Here is a 22,718-nt window from a genome sequence, read left to right on the forward strand (position 1 = left end):
GTGATCAGGAGCAGCGATCTCGCATGCGCTGTGGATCGCGACAATACGTAGCAGCGCGCGATGCGAAGAGGTCCGGGATTGTTCCGCGGAAGCCGTGCGTCAGCGACGCCGGCGGTACTGTATCGCACAATGACGCTCAGGCGCGGGGCGACGATTCCGTGGGACGTTGCGGCCGTCTGAACACGTCGTAGCGCACGGTCTTGCCGGCGATCTGGTGCGAAGGCTTTCGCGAGGCCTGGGGCGATGCGGCACGCAGCGGCCATTTCAGGACGACGCGGCCGCAGTCGGCGGACAGCGCCGCTGCCAAGAGATCGCCGACATCCGGATCGGTGCCGACCAGGTCGCGCAGCAGCCGCATCTCCTGCTTGACCAGCGCCGTCTTGGTCCGCGGCGGATGCATGGGGTCGATGGTGATGACGTCGGCTTGCATCGTCGGCAGCAGCGCACGTGCGTCGCCGTGCAGCAGCGTCATCCGGCCGATGATGGCGGCGAATTCGTCGCTCTCATTGCGCGCCGCTTCGAGCGCATCAGAGAGCAGCGCGTGCACCTCCGGCACCCGCTCGATCAGCGTCACCGTCGCCCCCATCGAGGCGAGCAGGAAAGCATCCCGGCCAAGACCAGCGGTGGCGTCGATCACATGCAGGGAGCGCGTCGGGGAAACGCCGGTGGCCTTGAGGAGCGCATGGCTGCGCCCGGCCTGTGAGCGAAACCGATAGCCGACCGCGCCGCCGACGAAATCGACGGCAGGCGCGGTCCGGTCCGTTTCGGCCATCGCGCCTTATTGCAGACTGAGCGCGACGAAGCGCAGCTCGCCGGAGGCGTTGGCGACCAGCAGCAGCACCGACTTCTTGCCGTCCTTCTTGAGCTGCTCGACCCGCTTCTTGATGTCGGCGGCACTGCCGACCGACTCCTGCGCCACCTCGACGATGACGTCGCCGGCCGACAGCCGCTTCTCGGCGGCGTCGGAGCCGTCGTCGACGCCGGTCACCAGCACGCCCTTGACGCTGTCCTTGATTTTGTAGCGGCCGCGCAGGTCCTTCGACAGCGCGGCGAGATCGAGGCCGAGCACCTTCTGCGTCACCAGCTTCTCGGTCTCGGGCTGCGACTTGGCCGACGCCGGCTGCGGTTTGGCATCGTCGGCGAGCCGGCCGAGCGTGACCTGCTTGGTCTCTTCCTTGCCCTTGCGGATCACCACGACGTCGACGGTCTTGCCGACCGCGGTGTCGGCGACCATCCGCGACAGATCCTTCGGCTCCTTGATGTCCTTGCCGTCAAACTTGATCACGACGTCGCCGGGCTCGATCCCGGCCGGCTTGGCCGGCCCCTTGTCGTCGACGCCGGCAACCAGCGCACCGCGCGCCGGCTTGATGTTCAGGCTGTCGGCGATTTCGTCGGTGACTTGCTGGATGCGGACGCCGAGCCAGCCGCGGCGCAGCTCGCCGAACTGACGGAGCTGATCGACCACCGGCACCACGGTCTTCGACGGCACCGCGAAGCCGATGCCGATCGAACCGCCCGACGGCGAGATGATCAGCGTGTTGACGCCGACCACTTCGCCGTTGAGGTTGAACAGCGGCCCGCCGGAATTGCCGCGATTGATCGCCGCATCGGTCTGAATGTAGCTGTCGTAGGGACCGGAATTGATGTCGCGGTTGCGCGCCGAGACGATGCCGGCCGTCACCGTGCCGCCGAGCGAGAACGGGTTGCCGATCGCGATCACCCATTCGCCGAGCCGCAACTTGTCGCTGTCGCCGAATTTCACCGCGGTCAGCGTCTTGCCGGCCGGCGGCTTGAACTTCAGCACCGCGAGGTCGGTCTTCTTGTCGACGCCGACCAGCTCCGCCTTGATCTTGGTGCCGTCGTTGAGGATCACGTTGATCTCGTCGGAATCGGCGATGACGTGATTGTTGGTGACGACCACGCCGGACGGATCGATGATGAAGCCGGAGCCGAGCGAATTGGTCTTGCGCGGCGCCCCGCCCTTCTCGCCGCGGCGGTTCTTGAAGAAGTCCTCGAAGAATTCCTCGAACGGCGAGCCCGGCGGCAATTGCGGCATCGCGCCCTTGCCCTCGCCCGAGCCTGAGGCCTTGGCCTCGACGGTCTGGGTGGTGGAGATGTTGACCACCGCATCGATCACCTTCTCGGCGACGTCGGCGATCCCTTCGGGGCCGCGAGCGGAAGCCGGCGCGGGGCCGGCGAGCACCGCGACGCCGAGGCACAGCGCGGCAAGCAGCGGCCTGATCCGCAAGGGCCTGATCCGGGAACTAAGGGCGATCGCAGCGGGCATGGTGGAATCATCTCCTGGCGTGCGCGAATACCGCGCAGTCGCGTGAACACTGCGTCCGGTCCTGTGACCGGCGCAAGCATCGGCGGTGCACGACGCTACCCTATCCGCCGTACCGATTGCGGCGAAAACCGGCTCAGAACCCAATGTCGTGGTTGAAAACGTCGTGACAGCACCCCGGCACCGTCACCGGCCGCGACGGCCGGCGGCGACGAGCTAGTGCCTGACCACCCAGATCAGCAGCAGGCCGGCGACCGCCGAGCCGATGCCGACTGCGCGCAGCACGTTGTCCGGAGTTTCGAGCGCACTCTTCATCGCCCGCCGCATCCAGTTCGGGCTGGCGGCAAAGATCAAACCTTCCAGAACAAACAGCAATCCGACGCCGATGAGGAGGTCGGCGAACGCGAAAGACCTCATGCGACAGCATCCTCCCCGGCCGGAGCGCGGCCCTCGTTGTCCCGGCGCCGCTCAGCGCGCCGCTGTTGATCGGCTTGTTCTAGAGCAATTCCGCGTCCGATTGAAATCCAACTGCGGCTCTAGACGATTGTTTTGTCGCGCCTTCTTGCCAGAGCCTTAACCGGCCAAAGCGCGCCAAAAGCAAAACGGGCCGCTGGTGAGCGGCCCGTTGCAGTGTCGTGGATGCCTCAACGCGGTGCGGCAGGAGCCGCAGGCGTCGACGGAACCGCTGCTGCGGACGGCGCAGCGCCGTTCGCGGGCGTCCGGCCGTCGGCGCTGCCGAAGAAGCGGAAGAATTCCGAGTCCGGCCGCAGCAGGAACCGGGTGTCGTTGCTCTTCAGCGACTGCTCGTAGGCGGTCATCGAGCGATAGAACGCGAAGAACTCCGGGTCCTTGGAATAAGCGGTGGCGAACAGACGGTTACGTTCGGCGTCGCCGGAACCGCGGATCTGCTCGGCCTCGGAATTGGCCTCGGCGATGATCACGGTGGCTTCACGGTCGGCCTTGGATCGGATCTCCTGGGCCTTCTGACCGCCCTGCGCGCGGAACTCGGCGGCTTCGCGCTGACGCTCGGTCTGCATCCGCTGATACACCGCCTGGCTGTTCTGGTCGGGCAGATCGGCGCGGCGGATCCGGACATCGACCACCGAGATGCCGTAGCCCTCGGCTTCCTTGTCGAGCTGGGTGCGGATCCGGGCCATCAGCGCCTCGCGCTCGTCGCGCACCACCTGGATGAAGGTGACTTCGCCGAGCACGCGGCGCAGCGATGCGTTCAGCAGCGTGGTCAGCTGGACATTGGCGGCCGGGATCGAGCCCACGCTCTGATAGAAGCGCAGCGCGTTCTTGATCCGGTAGCGCGCGAACGCGTCGACCACGAGCCGCTTCTGGTCGGCGGCGATGACTTCCTGCGAGGGATTCTCCAGATCGAGAATCCGCTTGTCGATGCTGATCACCGTGTCGATGAACGGCGCCTTGAAATGCAGACCCGGTTCGGTGACGACCCGGACCGGCTCGCCGAGGCGAACCAGCAGCACCTGCTCGGTCTGACTGACGGTGAACAGCGACGACCAGCCGACGATGACCGCGACCAGCGCCACGATCAGCGCAACGATTCCTGCGACTCCGGCCTTCATCGGTTGCCTCCGCCCGTTTGCTGCTGGTTCTGCGGCACGGAGCTCGTCGGCGCCGCGCGCTTCTTGGACAGCTCGTTCAGCGGCAGATAAGGCACGATGCCCTGTCCGTTACCGGTGCCGGGGTCGTACACCAGCTTGTCGGCGGAGCCGAGCACGCGCTCCATGGTTTCGAGATAGATACGCTCGCGGGTCACCGCCGGCGCCTTCTTGTATTCCTCATACACGTCGAGGAAGCGCGCACTCTGGCCCTTGGCCTCGGCGACCGCCTGCCCCTTGTAGCCTTCGGCGTTCTGGATGATCTGCGCCGCGCGACCCTTGGCGTCGGGAATGACCCGGTTGGCATAGGTCTGCGCTTCGTTCTGCAGCCGCTCGAGGTCGGCGCGTGCGGCCTGCACGTCGCGGAAAGCGTCGATCACCTGCTGCGGCGGATCGACCTTCTGCATCTGCACCTGCTGCACGAGGACGCCGGCGCCGTAGCTGTCGAGCGTCTTCTGCATCAGCTCCTGCACGGCGTTCTCGATCGTGGTGCGGGCGCCGGTCAGGATCGGCTGGATGTCGGAGCGACCGATCACTTCGCGCATCGCGCTTTCGGCCACCGCCTTCACGGTGCCCTGCGGGTTCTGAATGTTGAACAAGTAATTGCCGACGCCGTCGGGCTTGATCCGCCACAGCACGGTGAAGTCGACGTCGACGATGTTCTCGTCGCCGGTCAGCATCAGGCTCTCTTCGGGCACGTCGTGCATCGTCGCGCCGCGGCGCGCCGGATCGTTGATCAGCGTCATGCCGATGCTGATCGTGTTGACGCGCAGCGCCTTCGGCAGCAGCACCGTTTCGATCGGATACGGCAGATGATAGTTCAGACCGGGCTGCACGGTGCGGACGTGCTTGCCGAACCGCAGCACCACGCCGAGCTCTTCGGACTGCACCCGGAAGAAGCCCGACAGGCCCCAGATCGCCAGCGCGCCGAGCACCACCACGATGATGCCGAGCCCGCTGAAATGGCCGCCGGGAAGGATCTGCTGGAGCCGGTCCTGGCCGCGACGCAGCAGATCTTCCAGATCAGGCGGCCGCGGCCCCGACGATTGTGGCCCCGTTCCCCACGGACCCTTGGGGCCAGAACCCCACGGGCCTCCGCCTTGATTCTTCCACGGCATTCAAACATCTCCTTCGCGGCCGAACGGCCGCAGTCTGCCCGGCTTTATAGGGGACGGTCCCCTTGGGCACAACGCGCGTCATTCCGCGTTGCGAGCTAAGCCTTGACGAAGGTTTGTCAATTGCCAACGGCGCCGCGCCCCACTCCGGTCGCGGCGCAGCGTCGATAGGTCACATAGGAGAAATCGGCGCTGTCCTGCGGCCCGGCGACGCGGCGTTCGCGCGCGACTTCCTGCCATTGCTCCGGATCTATCGCTGGGAAGCAGGTATCACCCTCGGGGCTGGCGTGCACCTCGGTCAGTTCGAGCCGTACCGCGCGCGGTAACCAATGCGCGTAAATCTCGGAGCCGCCGATCACCGCGATTTCGGTGGCAAAACGCCGCAGCGCATCGCCCCGCGCGACCTGTTCGGCCGCTTCGAATGACGGCGCGACGACGACGCCCACCGCCGCAAAAGCGGAATCGCGCGTCACCACGATGTTGGTCCGCCCCGGTAACGGCCGGCCGATCGACTGATAGGTCTTGCGCCCCATGATCACCGGCTTGTTCAGCGTGAGCTGCTTGAACCGCTGCAGGTCCGACTTGAGCCGCCAGGGAATCGTATTGCCCTGCCCGATCACGCCATTGTCAGCCACTGCGACGATGAGGACGAGGTCGATCGACATCCTGAGGTCCATCACGCGACCGACAGATGCGTCATCAAATCCGCCCTGAAATACACCGGCACGACGCTGTCGAAATACTCACCTCCGGTAAAGGTGGTGTCGATGCGACGTCCGACATACGGTTCGAGGCGAATGTACGCGCCAAGTGCCTTCGCGCGAGGAATTTGGCGGCCATCGACCGACGGATCCGACAGAGAGAACGCGGTTCGATAAGGGGCCTGCACCATCAGCTCGACGGCTTCATTCAGCAGGACACGTTCGTGCTCCGGACAATCCGGGACCAAATTGAGCGTCCAACGATCGACTTCCTCGCGATACTCCCAGTAGGCAGCGAGTAGCGGCGCACGGCGCTTCAGCAGAGCCTCGACCAACTGTCTGGAAGCATCCAGCCTCGAATCTACGAGCGCTTCAATAGCCATTCGAACAGCCCTTCTTCGCCGCCGATCGCATCCAATATAGCGGAAGCCCGATCGTCGGTCCAAAGCTCATAACGTGCCCGCTCGGACCATTCGGCGGCGATGGCCCATCGCTTCTTGAGATCGGGACGCACGGCAATCTCTGCTTCGAGCACCGACTTCAGGCCTGCGATATCCATCAACTGGCTGAGATCGTGCGAATAGATCTTGCTGACCCGTTTCAGATCCGGAATTTCATCAGCGCGGAATTGCCGCGCGATAGCGGCCTTCAAGGCGCATTCCAGCACGTAGCCGGCAAGGTAGTAAGCGCCCGACGGATGACCGTTGGCAAGCAGCAGTCTAGCCTCAGCCAGTCGCTCCCGAGCAAGATGTTGGAGCGCTGCGCGATCCTGCGCCATGACTCACACCGCCACCTCGGCCTTGATGTGCGGGTGGGGATCGTAGCCCTGCAGCGTGAAGTCTTCGTAGCGGAAGCCGAAGATGTCTTTCACCGCTGGGTTGATCGACATCGTCGGCAGCGCGCGCGGCGCGCGGGTGAGTTGCAGCCGCGCCTGCTCCAGGTGATTGGAATACAGGTGCGCGTCGCCGAGCGTGTGGACGAACTCGCCGGGTTTCAGTCCGGTGACCTGCGCCACCATCATGGTCAACAGCGCGTAGGACGCGATGTTGAACGGCACGCCGAGAAACACGTCCGCCGAGCGCTGGTACAGCTGACACGACAGTTTGCCGTTCGCGACGTAGAACTGGAACAGGCAGTGGCACGGCGGCAGCGCCATCTTCTCGACATCGGCGGGATTCCAGGCGGTGACCATCAGCCGGCGCGAATCCGGATTGCGCTTGATCATCTCGACCACGTTCGCGATCTGGTCGATCGAGCTACCGTCCGCGGTCGGCCAGGAACGCCATTGCGCGCCGTACACTGGACCGAGATCGCCGTTCTCGTCGGCCCACTCGTCCCAGATGGTGACACCGTGGTCGTGCAGATATTTGATGTTGGTGTCGCCCTGCAGGAACCACAGCAGCTCGTGCACGATCGCCTTCAGCGGCAGCCGCTTGGTGGTCAGCATCGGAAAGCCGGCGGCCAGATCGAACCGCATCTGATGCCCGAACACCGACAGGGTGCCGGTGCCGGTTCGGTCGTGCTTCTCGGCCCCGTCGCTCAAAATACGTTCGAGCAGGTCCTGGTATTGGATCATGGCGAGGTGGCTCGGCAATGCAGCGCCGGCGCGGCCGTCGGGCGGCGCGGGAGGCTTGGGAAAGAGTCCGGACGGGTGCGAAAATGGCCCGATGCGGCGGCCACGGCAAGGCCGCTGCGCCGCCGATCCACACAAGGCTGCTGCAACGCGGGCGGGTGGCCGCTGCCGGTGGCTAAGGGGTGGAACCCTTCGCGACGCTGCCCCAGCGGGTGATTTCGTCGTGAACCAGCTGGGCCAGCACCACCGGCGAGCGCTGCTCCGGGCCCGGAACGATGCCGCCGAGATCGGTGAGTCTGGTGCGCACTTCGGATTGATCCAGGGCCCGCGACACCGCGGCGTTCAATTTGGCGACGATCGGCTCGGGCGTGCCGCGGGGCGCGAACAGCCCGGTCCAGGCCGCGATCCGGAATCCGGGCACCCCGGCTTCGGCGGCCGTTGGCACCTGCGGCACCGCCGAATCGCGCTCGGCCGAAGCGATCACATACGCCTTGATCTTGTCCTCGCGCAGGGCCGGCACGGCGTTGACGATCTGGTCACACATATAGTCGACCTGTCCGTCGATCAGTGCCTGCATCGCCGGCCCGGTGCCACTGAACGGAACCGCGGTCGGATCGACGCCCAGCAGGCGGTCCAGCAGCAGGCAAGACGCATAGGACACCGACCCGAACCCGGCATGAGCGACGTTGATGTTGTCGGTGTGCGACTTCACGAACGTCTTGAACTCGGTCATGTCCTTGGGCGGAAAGTCCCTGCGCGCCAGCAGCAAAACCGGCATCTCGGCGAGCAGCGCGACCGGCTCGAAATCCTTGTCCGGCCGATAACCGAGCTTGGGCGACAGTGCAGCGGCCGAGCCGTGGGTGCCCATGTGTCCGACGATCAAGGTATGGCCATCCGGCGTCGCGTGGGCCACGCGAGTCGCTGCCAGAGTGCCGCCGGCACCGAGTATGTTTTCGATTTCGATCGGCTGGCCCAGCGTCTTGGCCATTTCGACAGCGATCAGCCGCGCCACTGTATCGGTCGGCCCGCCTCTGGCGAACGGCACCACAACGGTCACGGTCCGCACCGGGAAATCGATCTGGTCGAGACGGTCCTGGTCGGTGGCACGGGCAGGCGCCAGCCACAGCGCCACGATGGCGATCGCGATGCCTCCCGCTGCGCTCACGCCGCCAAACCGCTTCATAGCACGTCTCCGCCGGAACGGCTGTGGTGATAGCGAATTACTCGCTATCAGATCAACCGGCGAAAACAGCGTTGCCGCGTTGCGGGAATGCAGGCGCGAGGCTTCGTCAGCTCTCGGATTCGACGAAGACCTCGTCTCGCTTCCGCCGCAGCATCGGTAATACCGCAAGGAACAGCAGCCCTGTGGCCACCGCGAGCAGCGCGGCCGACAGCGGCCGGGTCAGAAACACCGTGGCGTCGCCCCGGGAAATCAGCAGCGCGCGGCGCAGATTGTCCTCCATCAGCGGACCCAGCACCATGCCGAGCAGCAGCGGCGCCGGCTCGAACTCGTGCTTCACCAGCCAGTAGCCGATCAGCCCGAAGGCGCCGGCCAGGACGACGTCGACCGGGGCGTTGTTCACCGAGTAGATCCCGATACAGCAGAAAATCACGATCGCCGGAAACAACAGACGGTACGGAACACGCAGTAACCGCACCCAGACGCCGACCAGCGGCAGGTTGATGATCAGCAGCATCAGATTACCGATCCACATCGAGGCGATCATGCCCCACACCAGCTCGGGCTGGTTCTGCATCACCTGCGGTCCAGGTACGATGTTATGAATTGTCATCGCGCCGACCATCAGCGCCATCACCGCGTTCGGTGGAATCCCAAGCGTCAGCAGCGGGATGAACGAGGTCTGGGCGGCGGCATTGTTGGCGCTTTCCGGCGCCGCGACGCCCTCGATCGCGCCGCGACCGAACCGCTTCGGATCGCGCGCGATCTTCTTCTCCAGCGTATAGGCGGCGAACGAGGCGATCACCGCACCGCCGCCGGGCAGGATGCCAAGGATCGATCCCAGCACCGTGCCGCGTGCGATCGCAGGGGCGGCGTCGCGCAAATCCTTGCGGGTCGGCATCAGTCCGGTGATCTTCTGCTGCACCAATTCGCGATCGGCCGACGCACCGAAATCGAGATTGCGGATGATCTCGGCAAAGCCGAACACCCCCATCGCCACCGTGGCGAAACCGAGCCCGTCGGCCAGTTCCGGGAGGTCGAAGGTCATCCGCGCCGCACCGGTTTCGATGTCGGAGCCGACCGTCGACAGCAGCAGCCCGAGCACGATCATCGCCACCGCCTTCAGCACCGAGCCACGCGCCAAGACCACGGCGAACACCAGACCCAGCACCATGAGGGAGAAGTATTCGGCCGGGCCGAATTCCAAGGCGATCCTGGTCAGTGGCTGGCCGACCAGCGCGATCAGCACTGTGGCGAAGCAGCCGGCGGCGAACGAGCCGATCGCCGCGATCGCCAGCGCCGGCCCGGCCCGGCCCTGCTTGGCCATCTGAAAGCCGTCGAGCGTGGTCACCACCGAGGTCGCCTCGCCCGGAATATTGACCAGAATCGAGGTGGTCGAGCCACCATACTGGGCGCCGTAGTAGATCCCGGCGAGCATGATCAGGGCACCGACCGGCGGCAGCCCAAAGGTGATCGGTAGCAGCATCGCCACCGTCGCAATCGTGCCGATCCCCGGCAGCACGCCGATCAAGGTACCGACCAGCGCACCGGTCAGGCACAGCAGCAGATTGGTCGGCGACGCGGCGACCTGAAAGCCGAGCGCGAGATTGGAGAACAGATCCATCAGCGCGGCCTCACTGCGTCAGGGCGACGGGCCACAGCGCGAACGGCAGCGCCAGCCCGTACACGAACAGCCCGCAGCACGCGGCGGTGAGCAAGATTCCAACCACGAGGGTCTCGCCCCAGCGCGTCTCCGGCGTGCCGAGCGCCGCGATCAGGAAGCTGGAGAAGGCCGCGATCACCAGGCCGAGCGGCCGGATCGTCACCGCGAACGACAGGATGGCGAGGCCGACGAACAACGGCCCGCGCCAATGGAATTTGGCCAGCCGCTCGCCCTCGGTGAAAATCCCGGTGGCGGCGATCACCGCGCCCAATCCCAGTAGCAACAGCGCGAGCAGCCGCGGCACCGTCCCCGGCCCGAAACGAAAGCCCTTCATCCCGCCGAGATCGCTGGCCGCCCACAGCGCGAATACCGCGACCGCGATCAGCGCCAGCCCGCCGACGAAGTCCTGCGGCCCGCGAATCCAGCTCGGAAACACGGATCGCTCCCGCAACCCGTTCGGCGCCTCGTCCATCGGTCGTTCCCCCAAGCTTGCCCACCGCCCGACTTGAGGAGCGGCATGTTCTGTCTTTGGCCTATCGGCCTGGTTCAAACAACGCCGGCGAATCCCAGCAAACCACCCCCGAGCAGCAGCCACAGCGGATTGATCCGGGTCGCGGCTGCGAGCACCGCGACAATCGCCGTCATTATCAGTGACGCTGCGGAACGGTCCGACGCCAGCGCCAGAATCAGGCCGCTCGCGGACATCAGGCCGATCGACAACGGCACCAGCGCCGCCTGGATGATCGCCGGCCATCGCGAGGTCGTCGCGCGGCGCAGCACTCGGCTGACCAGATAGGCCAGCGCCGCGCTCGGCCCGCACATCCCAAGCGTCGCCACCACCGCCCCCGCAAGGCCGGCCGCCTGATAGCCGATCAGCGTCACGATCATCACGTTGGGGCCGGGCGAGAGCTGGGCTATCGCGAACGCATCGGCGAATTGCTGCTCCGACAGCCAATGATTGAGCGTGACGGCGACGCGGTGGATCTCCGGCAGCGCCGCATTGGCGCCGCCGATCGCAAACAGCGACATCGTGCTGAAAGTCACGGCCAGCCCGCCGAGCGAGGGCGCCCCGGTCATGCGGCGCGTCTCCGCAGATAGGTGACCCCGATGCTGCACGGAACCGCGATCGCCAACACCCAAGGCATCGGCAGCCGCAGCACACCGACAGCGACGAACACCGCCGTCAGCAGCCCGATCGCGACCGGGTCGCGCGCCTGCAGCAGCGGCAGCAGCATCTTGAACGCCACCGCGAACAACAGCCCGATCGCCGCGTAGGACACCCCGGCGAGGACACGGCGCAGCGTCTCGAGCTCGCCGTAATGGGCGTAGAGCACCGCGAGCAACGTCACGATCAGCAGGGGCGGGCCGAGCAGCCCCGCGAAAGCTGCAATCGCCCCGGGTATGCCGCGGAACCGCGATCCGAACACCACCGACAGGTTCACGATGTTCGGCCCCGGCAGAAAATGGCACAGCGCGAAGGTCTCGTTGAACTCTTCGGCCGTCATCCAGCGCTTTTGCTCGACGATCGCCCGCCGCGCCCACACCAGCACGCCACCGAAACCGGCCAGCGACATTTTGGCGAAGGCGACGAACAGCTCGCCGAGGCCGGGCGCCGGAGCAGCCGCGGCGCTCCCTGCCTCGCGATCGGGTGCATCGATAAGAGCCATTCGCAAGCTTTAGACTGCCGCGTGGAGCGCAACTACCGGCTTTTCCGCCGTCCCCCTGTTCGCACACAGCGAAGCTGCCCGGATGCTGGACCGGGCTTTCGGAAGACCCCGGCCGCCCGCCCACAAGTGCTTGGCAGGGAGGCCCTTTCGCCGGCGGGCATTGCCCCCTATATTGGGAGGGTCGGGGCAACCCGACTATGGAAATAAATGGCCGCCGCAATAAACCATTCGGACCCGGGGGCGGTACCCGGCGCCTCCACCCAAGCCCACCATCTTCGTTTCGGAAGGTGGGTTTCGGCGGGGGCGAAATAGGATCGACGAGGGCGTAAAGGGCTCGCTTTTTCCCGGTATTGTTCCGCCGTTATCGGGCTACTGCAATAGTTGCCAACGACAACTATGCTCCGGTTGCTCAGGCTGCGTAACGCAGTTTGAAAGACCACTTTAAAGCCCTAACGGGTTAAGCTCCGTTAGGCGGGGTTCGGAGGCACCTGGCAACAGAAGCCTCCACTCATTCTAATCACGCCTTGTTCGTTCAGAATTTTGCTGACTGGAGGGCGGCTTACTGCCGATTTCTCCGGCACCGAGCCGCACAATTCAGCCGCGATAGATGCTGACCATGGTCAGCGGCCGGGGTAGCATGATGTTCGGCACGAGTCGGGCCACACCCCAGTGCCGAACCAGCCTCAGGGCAGCAGCCTTCGGGTAACCGAGCGACGGGACGACCAGACGGGACGACCATATGGCCACCGACCACATTCGATACGACGTGCTGGCCCGCGACGCCTTGCGTGGCGTGCTGCGGCATGTCCTCACCGACGTCGCTCAGCACGGCCTGCCCGGAGAGCATCACTTCTTCATCACCTTCCAGTCCAAGGCCGACGGCGTGAAGCTGTCGCCGCGGCTGCTGGCGCAGTACCCCGAAGAAATGACCGTGGTGCTGCAACATCAGTTCTGGGATCTCGTGGTCACCGAAGATCGTTTCGAGGTCGGGCTGTCGTTCGGCGGCATCCCGGAGCGCCTGGTGGTGCCGTTCGCGGCGATCAAGAGCTTCTTCGATCCGTCGGTGAAATTCGGTCTGCAGTTCGAAGCGGCCGATGAGGCCGAGGACAACGACGAATCCGAGGATGCCACCGAACTGGCGACCACGGCTCCAACGCCTGTGGCGCTGCCGACGTCGGCCGCCGCGACCGAGGACAGCGCGCCACCCGACGACCTGCCGCCTCGCTCCGGCGAAGGCGCCGAGGTGGTGCGGCTCGACCGCTTCCGCAAGAAGTAACGGCCCCGCCGATCATCCGATCGCCTGCACGCTGGATCGCTCAGGTGCGTGCGGCGTTGCCGGTTGGCGCCGCCTTGCCCTCTTCCGATCCCCAGCCTTCAGGACGATGATCATGGCCCGCACGCCCCGCTCTCCCCGCCCCGCACGTTCTGCCGCCACGCGAAGCGAGACCGATAGTTTCGGTCCGATCGATGTGGCCGCTGACCGCTATTGGGGCGCGCAGACCGAGCGCTCGCGGCAGAACTTCCGCATCGGCACCGAGCGGATGCCGATCGGCATCATCCGGGCGCTGGCGACCGTCAAGCTGGCCGCCGCCGAGACCAACAAGGAACTCGGCCTGCTCGACAGCCGCCGCGCCGGCGCGATCGTCCGCGCCGCGCGCGAAGTGATCGACGGCACCCACGACGATCACTTCCCGCTGGTGGTGTGGCAGACCGGCTCCGGCACCCAGACCAACATGAACCTCAACGAAGTGATCGCCAATCGCGCCAACGAGCTCCTCGGCGGCGAGCGCGGGTCGAAGAAGCCGGTGCACCCCAACGATCACGTCAACATGAGCCAGTCGTCGAACGACTCGTTCCCGACCGCGATGCATATCGCGGCGGCTCAGGCGATTACTTCCGACCTGATCCCGGCGCTGACCCTGCTGCACGACGCGCTACGCAAGAAGGAGAAAGCGTTCGCCAAGATCGTCAAGATCGGCCGCACGCATACGCAGGACGCCACCCCGCTGACGCTCGGACAGGAGTTCTCCGGCTATGCTTCGCAACTCGCCAGCGGCATCGCCCGGATCAAGTCGGCGCTGAAGGAGCTGTATCCGCTGGCGCAGGGCGGCACCGCGGTCGGCACCGGGCTGAACACGCATCCGAAATTCGCGCGCGCCTTCGCCAAGCGCGCCGCCGCGCTCACCAAACTGCCGTTCGTCACCGCGCCGAACAAATTCGAAGCACTCGCCGGCAACGACGCCTACGTCTTCGTGCATGGCGCGCTCAACGCCGCCGCCACCGCGCTGTTCAAGATCGCCAACGATATCCGCCTGCTCGGCTCCGGCCCGCGCTCCGGCCTCGGCGAGCTGATCCTGCCCGAGAACGAGCCGGGCTCGTCGATCATGCCCGGCAAGGTCAACCCGACCCAGTGCGAGGCGATGACCATGGTGTGCTGCCAGGTGTTCGGCAATCACACCACCCTCACCGTCGCCGGCAGCCAGGGTCATTTCGAACTCAACGTCTACAAGCCGGTAATGGCTCAGGCGATGCTGCAGTCGATCGGCCTGCTCGCCGACGCCGCGCGGTCGTTCACCACCAACTGCGTCGACGGCATCCAGGCCGACGAGCAGCGGATCGGCGAGCTGATGCAGCGCTCGCTGATGCTGGTCACCGCGCTGACGCCGAGCATCGGCTACGACAACGCTGCCAAGATCGCCAAAGCGGCGCATCAACGTGGTACGACTTTGAAGGAGGAAGCGGTGCGCTCCGGGCTGATCAGCGCCGCCGACTTCGACCGGCAGGTACGCCCGGACAAAATGACGCATCCCGGCTGACCGCACAGGGCGTTCCAAGAGTTCTCAAAAGCCCTTTCGGAAATTGATGTAAATCATATCCCTTGCGTGCACAGATTGGTCAACTCGCACTTGCGGCGTTGTGGTTCGACAGCCTTATTCGATTTACGGAATGAATGTCGGATCGCATCCAAGCAGTGATATGGTTTTGTTCTTGATGGTGATCGAGCCTCTTATGGCTTCGTGCATTCGTGCCCGCCTGGTAGGCGACGCCCGTTGCCGATTTAATCGATAATGGGTGACGAAATGGCCGACGTGGTCAATTTGAAACGCTTCAAGAAGCGAGCGGAGCGGGAAGCAGCCGCGAAACTCGCAGACGTCAATCGCGCACGATTTGGCAGGACCAAATCGCAGCGTGAGTTCGACCAGCATCACGCTAGCCGCGCCAATCAACTGCTCGATCAACACAAAATCGGTGGCGAGGACGCGTCATGAAATCGCCGGTAGTGAAACGGTCGATCGTGGTCGCGGGCCACAAGACCAGTGTCAGCCTCGAAGAAGCGTTCTGGAACGGCATGAAGGAAATCTCCGGCGTGCGGGACATGACTTTGTCCGAGCTCGTCGGAGAGATCGACAGCAATCGTCAGCAGGGCAACCTGTCTTCGGCGATCCGGCTGTTCGTGCTGGACTACTTCCGCAGCCGCGCCTTGCAGGCGCAGCAGCAGGCAGTGGCTGATGCCAAAACGGAAAGCTCACTGACGGCGCACTGATCGTCAGATCAGTGCGCTGCTCAGTCGGTCGCCCTCGCCTTTGAGGGCGACAACGCCAAAGGCGGACGTGGCCGTGACGGGCGCACGTCTCCGGGTGCGGGTTTGATCTCCAATGGCGGCGGCAGTGGCGCGAGCTTCTCGCGCGATGTCGAGGGCGTGGCGGTCGACGTTTGCGGCTGAGACGCTTGCGGCTGAGCTGGCATTCGCGGCTGAGGCGACGACGGCCGTTGCGACTGGGCGCGCGGCTTCGGCGTCGCGCGACGCGGATCGGCGTCCGGCAACGGCGGCGTCTGCGGCAGTGCCGGGCTGAGCGCGGCTCCCTGGCCGGCCGCTGGTGCGGCCGACTCGGGGGTGACAGACTCTGGGGTGCCCTGCGGTGCAGCTTGGGGATCGCCCGATGGCGCTCGCGCCGCCGCGGGCGGTGCTGATTCCGGTTTGGACGACGCGGTTGGCCGCGGCAGGCTCGATGTCTGCTCAGGGGACTGGCTGTGTTGGCCCGGAGCCGGAGTCGCGCCCGGCAAGACGGCGGCGACCGGCGGTTTGCCGCCCTGTTCGAGCATCTGCAGCTTGCGGGTCTCGCGATCGATGCGGCGGATCGACAACCACGACGACAGCCCCGACAAATCGCGGCTCCACTCCATGCGATCCGGTGGCCCGGCCGCGAACATCCGAATCTCCGGCGGCAGCTCCTGCGCCGGCTCGGTCGGCGTCAGCGTGACGCGCAGATCGGCCTGGCCGGCGGCGATGTCGTACCCCCCCGAGATCACGGCGCGAGCGTCCTTGGCTTGCAGCGTGGTCGGCGACAGCTTCAGACGGCCGTCACTGAGGCTGACCGGAAACTGCGCGCTCTCGACCTTCAGCGGCGCCGCCGTCAGAGCCGGCTCGACCATCTTGGCGAGATGATCGGTGTCGATCGGCTGGCCTTGATCGGCGGCGCGGATCGCCACCGCAAACGCGCTCGGGTCCAGCCCTGCAATCGTCGCGTGCGACAGCGTCACCGTGCCGCCGCCGGACAGCGCACCGGCCAGCGCGGAGGCGCTGCGGCCGCTGCTGGCCAGCGTGCCCTGCAGCGACAGCTTCCCGGGAGGCATCGCCAACGGGCCGTCGCGAAGCGCTGCGGCGTCGGCGTCCTTGACGCTGAGCTGGGCGTCGAGCGTGACGCCGGCATCGGTCGGCTTGGCCGTCAGCACCGCTTTGACGTCGCCGCCGCCGAGCTTGCCGTTGCCGTCGAGCGTCAGCGATCGCCCGTCGCTGCGCACCACCCCGCGCAGCGGCTGCAGCTCGCTGCCGCCCGGCAGCTCGGCTCGCACCGCCTGAAATGCGATTTTGCCGCGCCAGCCGCGCAGCCAGCCCTGCCCGAGCGGCTCGTCGGCCGGCCGTCCCGCCGCGCCGAGCGCGAGCTGCAGCGAAGGTCCCAGCGGCAGCGTATCGATGCCCGCTTCACCGTCGAGCTCGGGCGTCTCGCCGCGCGCCAGCTTCAGCCGGCCGCGCAGCCGCGAACCGGCGATGCCGGCGTCGATATCCTTGAAGGTCCATTTGCTGCCCGCGACCGACAGCTGCGTCGACAGCGACAGCGGCGCTGCGTTCGCGCCGGGAGCCGGCAGATCGAACAGCGGCGCCAGATCGAGCTTGCGCGCGTTCAGCGACAGCGCCGCCTTGGGCTCGGCCGCGAACGGCTCGATCTCGCCGCTCGCCTCGGCGTCGAGTCGCGCCGCCGCCAGCTTGGCTTTGCCGCGCAGGACGCCGCGCCACTTGCCGGAGCCCGAGGCCTGCAGCGTTGCCGCCGCATCTCCCGCGGCGATCACCCGGTCGAGCCCGAGCACCGCGAGCAACGCCTCGCCGCGCGGCGCCGACAGCTCACCGTCGAGCTTGAGCTCGCTCCGGGCGAGCGCGTCGGCATCGAGCTTGCGCAGATCGGCAACGGACGGACTCGCCTTCGCCATCAATCGACCGCTGATCTGCGGCGCCGTCAGTTCGATCGTGCCGGTGGCCTCGACGTGATCGCGCGGCGTGCTCGCCTTCGCCACTCCCAGCACAAGCTTGGCACTCACTTGGCCGGACTCGACCGGCAGCGCCTTCAGCCGGTCCGCGACCGCCGGTGCGAACGGATCGATCACGGTTGCGACCGGATCGAGCGACGGCGCCCGAACCGAGACGGCGAGCTTTCCGGTGGCATTGTCACGATCGAGCGTGCCATCGCCTTCGAGCAGCAGCCCGCCCGCAGTGCCGAGCTTCAGTCTGTCGATTGCGATCCGGTGCGGATCGTAAGCCAGCCGGACCGTCGCAGGCTGCCAGACCTGATCGCCGACGCTGACCTTGCCGAGGTCGAGCGTGAGACTGGCCTGCTCCGGCCAGCCGCCGTCCGGACCGGCAAGCGTGCGGGCCCATTGCAGCGCGGCGTCGAGATCGGCGCTGTCGCCCTTCAGCTCGGCGTCGACCTGCGGTCCCTGATCGTCACGCCGCGCCCGGTAGGCGAAGCGGCCGCGCAGCGTGTCGCCGCCGCTGTCCACCGTGAGCGGATCGAGCACCAGCGCATCGGAACCGGCACGGACGCCGCCGGTGATCCGCAGCGCCTTGCTGAGACCGCCAGCGGTCGGCGTGCGGCCCTGCAGCCAGGCGGCAAGCAGATCGGGGTCCGAGGCCGACAGATCGAGCGTCCCGGTGATGCCTGCGTCCACAGTGCCGGCGCCGCCGCGCAGCGCCAGCCGAGTGCCGCCGGGGGCGCGCAGCTCCAGCCGTTCGATCTGCCAAGCCTGATGATCGCCGCGCAGCTCGGCGGCGAGATCGGTCACCGGACGATTGCCGATCATGATCTGATCGGCTTCGAGAGAAATCTGCGTCGGCAATGGCGGCAGCGGCAACGACGCCGCCAGATCGCGCAGCCGTCCTGCCCATGGCTGTGGCGGCGGCGCATCGCCGGGCCTCGCCAGCAGCCGGTCGGCATCCAGCTGCCGCGCCGACAGCTTGGCATCGAGCCGCGGCGTGGCGCCGAACTTGGCTTCGCCGCTGCCGGTGAGCTTCAGCGCGCGGTCGTCCGGCCCCCAGGACATTTCGACCTGATCGAACCTGGCGAGGGCCGGATCGGCTTCGAGCTTGGCGGCGAGCCGCCACGGCGCACGCTGCGACTCTCCCGTCGCGGCCGCCAGCGCGGCGCTGCCGTCGAACCGCGGCCGGCGCCGGTCGAGCCTGAGCAAGCCGTCGAGATCGGCCACGATCCCGCCCGCCCCCTGATTGATCCCGACTTTCAGCCGGATCGCGTCGCCGTCCGCCGCGCGTCCGGTCGACAGCCGGAACGGATAGCGCCGGCCATTCAGCAGGAAATTGCCGTCGCCGCGCAGCGCCGCCGCTTGGGCGCGCAGCTCACCGGAAAACGCGATGTCGCTGAGTTCGAGATTGCTGCGGCTCGCCGCCTCGTGCAGCGCGATCCGGCCGGTGAGGTTGAGCCGATCGACGGTGAGCGCGGCCAGATTCGACAGCCCGGCAGCCGGCCAATCGAGCCGGCCCTGCGGATCGAGCCCGAGATCGAGCGACAGCCCGTTGATCGACAGTTCGTCGGCGCGCAGCTCGCCGCGCATCAGCGAACCCAGGCTGAATTCGACATCGAGCTTGGCGACGCCGACCCGGCCGGCGTCATTGGCGCCGCCGACGCTGACGCTCTGCAGCCGCAGCGACGGGGTCGGCAGCAGCCGCGCATCGAGCGGCCCGGCGACACGCACCTGGGTGCCGAGCAGCCGCGTCGCCTCCGCCTCAAACGGCGTGCGAAATTGATTCCAGTCGATCAGGTACGGCCCGACCAATGCGGCGAGCAGCGCCAGGATCAGCGCAATGGCCAGGCCGAGCAGCGTCGTCTGCACGCGGTTTCCCCTCGGGGGCGTTGCGACGCCCCTCGCCGGCGTCGTTCCCTTGTGTTTTCAACGCCTAGCGCCAGACTGTGGCGAACTCACAACCACTTCAAGCGGCGGATTCACGCCGCCGGAAAATCCTGTGGTTCAAATCCCTTGCGGCAGGATCTTGCCGGGATTGAAGATGTTCTGCGGATCAAGCGCCTGCTTGATCGCGGCCATCGCCTGCAGCGCTTCGAGGCCAAGCTCGGCCTGCAGATATTTCTGCTTGCCCTGGCCGATGCCGTGCTCGCCGGTGCAGGTGCCGTCCATCGCCTGCGCCCGCTCGACCAGCCGGTGCATGAACTCGTCGGCCCGCGCCAGTTCCTCGGCGTCGTTGACGTCGCACAGCAGCGAGCAATGGAAGTTGCCGTCGCCGACATGACCGACGATCGGCGCCAGCAGTCCGAGCCGGTTGAGATCGGCCTCGGTTTCGCCGACGCAATCGGCCAGCCGCGAGATCGGCACGCAGACGTCGGTGGCCACGACGCCGACGCCGTCCCCCTGGCGCAGCGCCCGCACCGACCAATAGGCGTCGTGCCGGGCCTGCCACAGTCTGTTGCGGTCCTCGGGGCGAGTCGTCCAGGTGAAGTCGCCGCCACCGCAATCCTTGGCGATCGCGCCGAAATTCTTCGACTGCTCGCCGACCTCGACCTCGCTGCCGTGGAATTCGAGCAGCAGCAGCGGGGTCTCCGGCAGCGTCAGCTTGGAATAGGCATTCACCGCCTTGACCTGGGATTCGCTCATCAGCTCGATCCGGGCCAGCGGAATGCCGGTCTGGATCGCCAGGATCACCGCCTGACAGGCGTCGCTGACCGACGGGAACGAGCAGGATGCCGCCGCGATCGTCTCCGGAATGCCGCGCAGCTTGATCGTCAGCTCGGAAATGATGCCGAGCGTGCCTTCGGAGCCGACGAACAGATGCGTCAGGTCGTAACCGGCCGAGGATTTCTTGGCGCGGGTGCCGGTGGTGATGATCTCGCCGTCGCCGCGCACCACCTTCAGCGCCAGCACGTTGTCACGCATCGTGCCGTAGCGCACCGCATTGGTGCCGGAGGCGCGGGTCGCCGCCATGCCGCCGATCGAAGCGTCGGCGCCGGGATCGATCGGGAAGAACAGCCCCTGGTCGCGCAGATTCTCGTTCAGCGCCTTGCGGGTCACGCCCGGCTGAATCACGCAGTCGAGATCCTCTGCATGCACGGTGAGAATCTTGTTCATGTCGCGCAGGTCGATGCAGATGCCGCCGGCCGGGGCGTTGACGTGGCCTTCCAGCGAGGTCCCGGTGCCGAACGCGATCACCGGCACGCGGTGCTGCGCACAGATCCGCACCACATCTTGAATGTCCGCGGTCTCCTGCGCCATCACCACCCCGTCCGGCGGCTGGTTCGGCAGCCAGGTCGTGGTGTGGCCATGCTGTTCCCGCACCGCCAGCGAGGTGACGAGGCGGTTGCCGAACCGGGCTGCGAGCGCTTCAATGGCATTCGCCACGGCCTGCGGCTCGGCGCGCTTCGGCGTGTTGGTGATGGTCAGGCCCACGACAAAAACTCCTTCGGAACGGGGCGACCGTGGCAAAGGATACCGGAGGGGTCAAGGGAGGTACGATTGACTTTGGAAGTAGATCGCAGCGCCGAAACCGGCACTGGGGCCGCACCGTTCCTGTCGTCGGTGATGCAGATCGAGCCTGGCTGGATCGACTATAACGGCCACCTCAACATGGCCTATTACAACGTGCTGTTCGACCGTGCGATCGATCAGATTTGGAGCGAGCTTGGGATCGGGGTCGATTACCTGAACACACGCGGCGGTTCGACTTTCACGGCCGAGGCCCACGTCCGCTACTTGCGCGAGATTCATCTCGGCGATCCGGTGCGGGTCGCGGTCTACATCGTCGCGGCGGACGAAAAGCGCATCCATACGTTCGAGGAACTGCGCCACGCCGAGGAAGGCTGGCTGTCGGCGACGTCGGAAAACATGTCAATGCATGTCGACATGGCGAGCCGCAAAGTGGCGCCGTTTCCGGACGACATCCGCGCCAATATCGCACGGATGGCTGAGGCTCATCGCACGCTGCCGCAGCCCGAGGGCATCGGACGACGGATCGCGATGCCCTCGAAGCGTCCGGCGGGCTAGACCCGCGAACGGCCGCGGAAGATGCTGATCACCGCGGAGACCAGGAACAGGACGATCGCGATGAAAAAGATGATCTTGGCGATTTCGATCGACGCGCCGGCGATGCCGCCGAATCCGAGCAGACCCGCGATCAGCGCAACCACGAGAAACGTCACAACCCAACCCAACATGTGATGACCTCCGTTTCGCTTCAGGCACCCGTTAGGGGCTGCCCTTTTCAGTGAAGGCGCTGCCGGTTTCGGCCGCGCCGCTTGTCGAAACAATCCCACCTGGGAACGAAAGTTCCGGCCGGTTTCGTTCGGCCGAGAGGCCATTTTTGCCCGAAAAACGGGAACGAAATCGCCTTCAGTGGCGCCGCAGCTGGGCGAGTTGCGCAGCTCGGCCTGTCGATCGCGGCGGAGCGCGCCTATATCGGCGGGTAATCCTGCTATGAAAGCTCTTCATCGAGCCCCGCAGCACGGCTGCGGGTGATAAAACGATTCGCATGACCGATCCGATTCAGCGCCCGTCCCTCGACGTCTCCAGCTATCAGCCCGCCGCCGGCGGCATCGCCGCGCGCGCCCGCGCCGCGGCCGGCCCGGCCTATTTGTCCGGGCTCAATCCGGAGCAGCGCGACGCGGTCGAGACGCTGGACGGCCCGGTGCTGGTGCTGGCCGGCGCCGGCACCGGCAAGACCCGGGTGCTGACCACGCGGATCGCCCACATCCTCTCCACCGGCCGCGCCCGCCCCGCCGAGATCCTGTCGGTGACCTTCACCAACAAGGCCGCGCGCGAGATGAAGCTGCGGCTCGGTCAGATGCTCGGCCAGGCGGTCGAAGGCATGCCGTGGCTCGGCACCTTCCATTCGATCGGCGGTCGCATTCTGCGCTATCACGCCGAGCTGGTGCAGCTCACTTCGAACTTCACGGTGCTCGACACCGACGACCAGATCCGGCTGCTGAAGCAGTTGCTCGCCGCCGACAATATCGACGACAAGCGCTGGCCGGCACGGATGCTGGCCGGACTGATCGACGGCTGGAAGAACCGCGGCCTGACGCCGTCGCAGGTGCCGGCCGGCGAAGCCGCAATGTTCGGCAACGGCCGCGGCGGCAAGCTCTACGCGCAGTATCAGGAGCGGCTGAAGATCCTCAACGCCGCCGATTTCGGCGACCTGCTTTTGGAAAACATCCGCCTGTTCCGCGAACACCCCGACGTGCTCCGGCAGTATCAGAACCGCTTCAAGTTCATCCTGGTCGACGAGTATCAGGACACGAACGTCGCGCAATATCTATGGCTGCGGCTGCTGTCGCAGACGCCGGGCCAAACCTCTCCCCGCGCGCGGGGAGAGGTCGGATCGCGCAGCGATCCGGGTGAGG

Annotated in this window: 23 protein-coding genes and 1 other RNA gene; 7 read left to right on the plus strand and 17 right to left on the minus strand. The window is 66.3% G+C overall.

What is annotated here, in order from left to right; genetic code table 11:
• Positions 1-136 precede the first annotated feature (136 nt).
• From DNX69_RS00975 to DNX69_RS01040, 14 genes are all read right to left on the minus strand, one after another.
• On the minus strand, positions 137-772 hold the full coding sequence (locus DNX69_RS00975; RefSeq protein WP_110784081.1) for a class I SAM-dependent methyltransferase: 636 nt from the start codon (positions 770-772) through the stop codon (positions 137-139).
• Positions 773-778: 6 nt separating this feature from the next.
• Entirely contained in the window at positions 779-2,287 is a 1,509-nt protein-coding gene (locus DNX69_RS00980) for a Do family serine endopeptidase (RefSeq protein ID WP_110784082.1), read from the minus strand.
• Between the two features lie 213 nt (positions 2,288-2,500).
• Positions 2,501-2,701, minus strand: a complete 201-nt coding sequence (locus DNX69_RS00985; protein WP_110784084.1) for a DUF2065 domain-containing protein — start codon at positions 2,699-2,701, stop codon at positions 2,501-2,503.
• Between the two features lie 227 nt (positions 2,702-2,928).
• Positions 2,929-3,873 (minus strand): protease modulator HflC, encoded by a 945-nt coding sequence (gene hflC / locus DNX69_RS00990; protein WP_110784085.1) that lies wholly within the window; start codon positions 3,871-3,873, stop codon positions 2,929-2,931.
• Entirely contained in the window at positions 3,870-5,027 is a 1,158-nt protein-coding gene (gene hflK / locus DNX69_RS00995; protein ID WP_110784087.1) for an FtsH protease activity modulator HflK, read from the minus strand. Before hflK ends, hflC begins: the two co-directional genes overlap by 4 nt.
• Positions 5,028-5,143: 116 nt before the next feature.
• Entirely contained in the window at positions 5,144-5,689 is a 546-nt protein-coding gene (locus DNX69_RS01000) for a dihydrofolate reductase (RefSeq protein WP_207803097.1), read from the minus strand.
• Positions 5,690-5,700: 11 nt separating this feature from the next.
• On the minus strand, positions 5,701-6,108 hold the full coding sequence (locus DNX69_RS01005; RefSeq protein WP_133255956.1) for a hypothetical protein: 408 nt from the start codon (positions 6,106-6,108) through the stop codon (positions 5,701-5,703).
• Complete coding sequence (locus DNX69_RS01010; protein WP_110784092.1) at positions 6,087-6,503, minus strand: HEPN domain-containing protein; 417 nt, start codon at positions 6,501-6,503, stop codon at positions 6,087-6,089. Before DNX69_RS01010 ends, DNX69_RS01005 begins: the two co-directional genes overlap by 22 nt.
• A 3-nt stretch (positions 6,504-6,506) precedes the next feature.
• Positions 6,507-7,301: a thymidylate synthase gene (locus DNX69_RS01015; RefSeq protein WP_110784094.1), complete on the minus strand. Its 795-nt coding sequence runs from the start codon at positions 7,299-7,301 to the stop codon at positions 6,507-6,509.
• Between the two features lie 172 nt (positions 7,302-7,473).
• On the minus strand, positions 7,474-8,481 hold the full coding sequence (locus DNX69_RS01020; RefSeq protein ID WP_110784095.1) for a tripartite tricarboxylate transporter substrate-binding protein: 1,008 nt from the start codon (positions 8,479-8,481) through the stop codon (positions 7,474-7,476).
• Positions 8,482-8,587: 106 nt separating this feature from the next.
• A complete protein-coding gene (locus DNX69_RS01025; RefSeq protein ID WP_165825154.1) occupies positions 8,588-10,102 on the minus strand; it encodes a tripartite tricarboxylate transporter permease in 1,515 nt (504 codons plus the stop codon).
• Between the two features lie 10 nt (positions 10,103-10,112).
• Positions 10,113-10,613, minus strand: coding sequence for a tripartite tricarboxylate transporter TctB family protein (locus tag DNX69_RS01030; protein ID WP_110784098.1), 501 nt, complete (start codon positions 10,611-10,613; stop codon positions 10,113-10,115).
• 74 nt (positions 10,614-10,687) lie between these two features.
• A complete protein-coding gene (locus DNX69_RS01035) occupies positions 10,688-11,218 on the minus strand; it encodes a chromate transporter (protein WP_110784100.1) in 531 nt (176 codons plus the stop codon).
• Positions 11,215-11,808: a chromate transporter gene (locus DNX69_RS01040; RefSeq protein WP_110784101.1), complete on the minus strand. Its 594-nt coding sequence runs from the start codon at positions 11,806-11,808 to the stop codon at positions 11,215-11,217. Before DNX69_RS01040 ends, DNX69_RS01035 begins: the two co-directional genes overlap by 4 nt.
• Positions 11,809-11,949: 141 nt before the next feature.
• On the opposite strand from DNX69_RS01040, the gene ssrA reads away from it, so the two are divergent.
• The 5 genes from ssrA to DNX69_RS01065 all read left to right on the plus strand — a co-directional run bounded on the left by ssrA (position 11,950) and on the right by DNX69_RS01065 (position 15,352).
• Positions 11,950-12,317: a transfer-messenger RNA gene (gene ssrA, locus DNX69_RS01045) on the plus strand.
• A gap of 230 nt (positions 12,318-12,547) precedes the next feature.
• Entirely contained in the window at positions 12,548-13,084 is a 537-nt protein-coding gene (locus DNX69_RS01050) for an SspB family protein (protein WP_110784103.1), read from the plus strand.
• Between the two features lie 112 nt (positions 13,085-13,196).
• Positions 13,197-14,624, plus strand: coding sequence for a class II fumarate hydratase (fumC, locus tag DNX69_RS01055; protein ID WP_110784145.1), 1,428 nt, complete (start codon positions 13,197-13,199; stop codon positions 14,622-14,624).
• 264 nt (positions 14,625-14,888) lie between these two features.
• Positions 14,889-15,077 carry a DUF4169 family protein gene (locus DNX69_RS01060; protein WP_110784147.1) on the plus strand — a complete coding sequence of 63 codons (189 nt, stop codon included), beginning with the start codon at positions 14,889-14,891 and terminating at the stop codon, positions 15,075-15,077.
• On the plus strand, positions 15,074-15,352 hold the full coding sequence (locus DNX69_RS01065; RefSeq protein ID WP_110784104.1) for a ribbon-helix-helix domain-containing protein: 279 nt from the start codon (positions 15,074-15,076) through the stop codon (positions 15,350-15,352). Before DNX69_RS01060 ends, DNX69_RS01065 begins: the two co-directional genes overlap by 4 nt.
• 20 nt (positions 15,353-15,372) lie before the next feature.
• Here DNX69_RS01065 and DNX69_RS01070 read toward each other — a convergent pair whose 3' ends face one another.
• Positions 15,373-19,206 (minus strand): AsmA-like C-terminal region-containing protein, encoded by a 3,834-nt coding sequence (locus DNX69_RS01070; RefSeq protein WP_110784106.1) that lies wholly within the window; start codon positions 19,204-19,206, stop codon positions 15,373-15,375.
• A 135-nt stretch (positions 19,207-19,341) separates the two neighbouring features.
• Positions 19,342-20,769, minus strand: coding sequence for an FAD-binding oxidoreductase (locus DNX69_RS01075; protein ID WP_110784107.1), 1,428 nt, complete (start codon positions 20,767-20,769; stop codon positions 19,342-19,344).
• A 66-nt stretch (positions 20,770-20,835) separates the two neighbouring features.
• On the opposite strand from DNX69_RS01075, the gene DNX69_RS01080 reads away from it, so the two are divergent.
• Entirely contained in the window at positions 20,836-21,363 is a 528-nt protein-coding gene (locus DNX69_RS01080; RefSeq protein ID WP_110784109.1) for a thioesterase family protein, read from the plus strand.
• On the opposite strand, the gene DNX69_RS01085 is transcribed toward DNX69_RS01080, so the two are convergent.
• Complete coding sequence (locus DNX69_RS01085) at positions 21,360-21,533, minus strand: DUF1328 domain-containing protein (protein ID WP_110784110.1); 174 nt, start codon at positions 21,531-21,533, stop codon at positions 21,360-21,362. The genes DNX69_RS01080 and DNX69_RS01085 overlap by 4 nt on opposite strands.
• Before the next feature lie 314 nt (positions 21,534-21,847).
• Between DNX69_RS01085 and DNX69_RS01090 the strand changes: the two genes are divergently transcribed.
• On the plus strand, positions 21,848-22,718 hold an 871-nt coding region (locus tag DNX69_RS01090), incomplete at its 3' end, for an ATP-dependent helicase (protein ID WP_165825155.1).

This window comes from Rhodopseudomonas palustris (genome assembly GCF_003226555.1).
Taxonomy (GTDB): domain Bacteria; phylum Pseudomonadota; class Alphaproteobacteria; order Rhizobiales; family Xanthobacteraceae; genus Rhodopseudomonas; species Rhodopseudomonas palustris_I.

What these genes read in the sequence shown, in the direction of transcription:
- DNX69_RS00975 (WP_110784081.1), bottom strand. Translation starts at nt 772, where the DNA reads ATGGCCGAAACGGACCGGACCGCGCCTGCCGTCGATTTCGTCGGCGGC.
- DNX69_RS00980 (WP_110784082.1), bottom strand. Translation starts at nt 2,287, where the DNA reads ATGCCCGCTGCGATCGCCCTTAGTTCCCGGATCAGGCCCTTGCGGATC.
- DNX69_RS00985 (WP_110784084.1), bottom strand. Translation starts at nt 2,701, where the DNA reads ATGAGGTCTTTCGCGTTCGCCGACCTCCTCATCGGCGTCGGATTGCTG.
- hflC (WP_110784085.1), bottom strand. Translation starts at nt 3,873, where the DNA reads ATGAAGGCCGGAGTCGCAGGAATCGTTGCGCTGATCGTGGCGCTGGTC.
- hflK (WP_110784087.1), bottom strand. Translation starts at nt 5,027, where the DNA reads ATGCCGTGGAAGAATCAAGGCGGAGGCCCGTGGGGTTCTGGCCCCAAG.
- DNX69_RS01000 (WP_207803097.1), bottom strand. Translation starts at nt 5,689, where the DNA reads ATGTCGATCGACCTCGTCCTCATCGTCGCAGTGGCTGACAATGGCGTG.
- DNX69_RS01005 (WP_133255956.1), bottom strand. Translation starts at nt 6,108, where the DNA reads ATGGCTATTGAAGCGCTCGTAGATTCGAGGCTGGATGCTTCCAGACAG.
- DNX69_RS01010 (WP_110784092.1), bottom strand. Translation starts at nt 6,503, where the DNA reads ATGGCGCAGGATCGCGCAGCGCTCCAACATCTTGCTCGGGAGCGACTG.
- DNX69_RS01015 (WP_110784094.1), bottom strand. Translation starts at nt 7,301, where the DNA reads ATGATCCAATACCAGGACCTGCTCGAACGTATTTTGAGCGACGGGGCC.
- DNX69_RS01020 (WP_110784095.1), bottom strand. Translation starts at nt 8,481, where the DNA reads ATGAAGCGGTTTGGCGGCGTGAGCGCAGCGGGAGGCATCGCGATCGCC.
- DNX69_RS01025 (WP_165825154.1), bottom strand. Translation starts at nt 10,102, where the DNA reads ATGGATCTGTTCTCCAATCTCGCGCTCGGCTTTCAGGTCGCCGCGTCG.
- DNX69_RS01030 (WP_110784098.1), bottom strand. Translation starts at nt 10,613, where the DNA reads ATGGACGAGGCGCCGAACGGGTTGCGGGAGCGATCCGTGTTTCCGAGC.
- DNX69_RS01035 (WP_110784100.1), bottom strand. Translation starts at nt 11,218, where the DNA reads ATGACCGGGGCGCCCTCGCTCGGCGGGCTGGCCGTGACTTTCAGCACG.
- DNX69_RS01040 (WP_110784101.1), bottom strand. Translation starts at nt 11,808, where the DNA reads ATGGCTCTTATCGATGCACCCGATCGCGAGGCAGGGAGCGCCGCGGCT.
- DNX69_RS01050 (WP_110784103.1), top strand. Translation starts at nt 12,548, where the DNA reads ATGGCCACCGACCACATTCGATACGACGTGCTGGCCCGCGACGCCTTG.
- fumC (WP_110784145.1), top strand. Translation starts at nt 13,197, where the DNA reads ATGGCCCGCACGCCCCGCTCTCCCCGCCCCGCACGTTCTGCCGCCACG.
- DNX69_RS01060 (WP_110784147.1), top strand. Translation starts at nt 14,889, where the DNA reads ATGGCCGACGTGGTCAATTTGAAACGCTTCAAGAAGCGAGCGGAGCGG.
- DNX69_RS01065 (WP_110784104.1), top strand. Translation starts at nt 15,074, where the DNA reads ATGAAATCGCCGGTAGTGAAACGGTCGATCGTGGTCGCGGGCCACAAG.
- DNX69_RS01085 (WP_110784110.1), bottom strand. Translation starts at nt 21,533, where the DNA reads ATGTTGGGTTGGGTTGTGACGTTTCTCGTGGTTGCGCTGATCGCGGGT.